This window comes from Oceanisphaera sp. (assembly GCF_052084945.1).
In the GTDB taxonomy this organism is placed as follows: domain Bacteria; phylum Pseudomonadota; class Gammaproteobacteria; order Enterobacterales; family Aeromonadaceae; genus Oceanimonas.
The window spans coordinates 2,224-4,265 of record NZ_JBQDEX010000158.1; the positions used below are offsets into that span (position 1 = coordinate 2,224).

A 2,042-nucleotide genomic window follows, 5' to 3' on the forward strand; every position below is an offset into this window, starting at 1 on the left:
TACGTTTAACGCGCTACGCCATACGTTAAAAAACACTGTCTGGATGTTTACGTAAGGCGTATGACGTATGGCTGCCTGTAGAATGGATTGCCACGTCGCTGCGCTCCTCGCAATGACGGCTAAAAGAGAGCGATACGTTTAACGCGCTACGCCATACGTTACCGGTTTGGTGGCTACGTAAGGCGTGTAACGTAAAGCGTATGGCTGCTTTACGCTGATTGGTATAACAAACCGTGTTTTCTTAACCGATAGCTGACAGCTTACGGCTGACAGCTCCCTGAAAAGGAACCAATATGTCGTTGTCTGCAGACGATATTACAGCCCTTTTGGTCACGCTGCGCTTAGCCGGCATTACGGTGTTGGTATTATTAATCATCGGCATGCCGCTGGCATGGTGGCTAAGCCAAACCCAAAGTCGCTTTAAAACCATCATAGAAGCTATGGTGGCGCTGCCTTTAGTATTGCCGCCAGTGGTGCTGGGCTTTTATATGCTGTTAGCGCTAGGGCCTAACGGCATTTTTGGTAAAGCCTCTCATGCCCTAGGCGGCGGTACATTAGCATTTAGCTTTACCGGCTTAGTGATTGGCTCAGCATTTTACTCGTTGCCTTTTGTAGTGCAGCCCTTGCAAGGCGCGTTCGCTAACTTAGGCAAAAGACCACTAGAGGTAGCCGCTACTTTGCGAGCCTCCCCGTTGGATCGTTTTTTTACTGTGGTACTGCCACTGGCGCGTAATGGTTTTTTAACCGCAGTGGTATTAGGGTTTGCCCACACCTTGGGTGAATTTGGGGTGGTATTGATGATAGGTGGCAATATTCCTGGCGTCACCCAAGTGGTCTCTATTGCTATTTACGATCATGTAGAAACCCTCCAATATGGCCAAGCGCACTTACTTTCAGGGATCTTACTGGTGCTGTCATTTAGTATTTTATTGGCCGTGTATGCCTTAAATCGACGTTTTTCGGTGGTACGAGTATGACCATTAACGCCGCTTTTCAGGTTCAGCGAAAAAACTTTCAACTAGACGTTAACTTCACCCTACCAGCTTATGGTGTTACCGCGTTATTTGGCCCATCAGGATGTGGCAAAACCACCTTGCTCCGTGCCATTGCCGGTTTAGAGCAGTGTGCGGGGCATTTTTGGTTAGGCCAACAATGCTGGCAAGACAAGTCGCTGTTTGTGCCAACCTACAAACGACGCTTAGGCTATGTATTTCAAGAAGCTAGCTTATTTCCTCATCTTAGCGTACAAAAAAACCTTGAGTATGGCTGGCGCCGCTTACCCCAAGCCCAGCGGCGAGCAGACAAAGACCAGCTTATTGACTGGTTAGGGCTGACTCCGTTATTACAACAAGGTGGCGAGCAACTATCCGGCGGCCAGCGCCAGCGAGTCGCTATAGGGCGCGCCTTATTAACCAGCCCCGAATTATTACTGCTAGATGAGCCGCTCTCGGCGTTAGATAATGGTGCCAAGCAAGAAATTATGCCGCTGCTAGAACATTTATCTGAGCAGGCCAAGGTGCCCATTTTTTATGTTACCCACGCCCCAGTTGAAGTTGAGCGCTTAGCCAATAGGGTGCTATTAATGGACAAAGGGCGCATCACTCATAACGATAGCCTGCAACAAGCCCTTGCCAGACCCAACACGCCTTTATATCGCCATGAGCAAGTCGCCGGCATTATAGAAGGGCGCATTGCAACACCATTAGCCGATGGACGCTTACCTTTTGACAGCGACGTAGGGCGCTTATGGTTAGCAGGCAATAACCCCGCAGGGACAGGTCCAGCACGAGTCCGAATTTTAGCCAGTGATGTGAGCATAGCCCTAGAGCCGGTGGCCAATATTTCTATTGTTAACCAACTGCCAGCTAAGGTGTTAAGCATTGCTCCCTCGTCAACAGGACGAGTGTTATTACGCTTAGCGCTTAACGGCGGCCAACAAATACCCGCTCAGCTTTCCGCCTACTCAGTTGAGCAATTAAAGCTCACCGAAGGCCGCCATTGCTACGCCTTAATCAAAGCCGCCGCTTTATTAAATTAAAAAA

The 2,042-nt window shown here is 49.3% G+C and carries 2 protein-coding genes; both read left to right on the forward strand.

Features of this window, described 5'->3' with window-relative positions; genetic code table 11:
* Window positions 1–299 precede the first annotated feature (299 nt).
* Entirely contained in the window at window positions 300–977 is a 678-nt protein-coding gene (gene modB / locus ACTHY5_RS11300; RefSeq protein ID WP_441879689.1) for a molybdate ABC transporter permease subunit, read from the forward strand.
* Window positions 974–2,038 (forward strand): molybdenum ABC transporter ATP-binding protein, encoded by a 1,065-nt coding sequence (gene modC / locus ACTHY5_RS11305; protein WP_441879687.1) that lies wholly within the window; start codon window positions 974–976, stop codon window positions 2,036–2,038. The genes modB and modC overlap by 4 nt, the downstream gene beginning before the upstream one ends.
* Window positions 2,039–2,042: the final 4 nt, after the last annotated feature.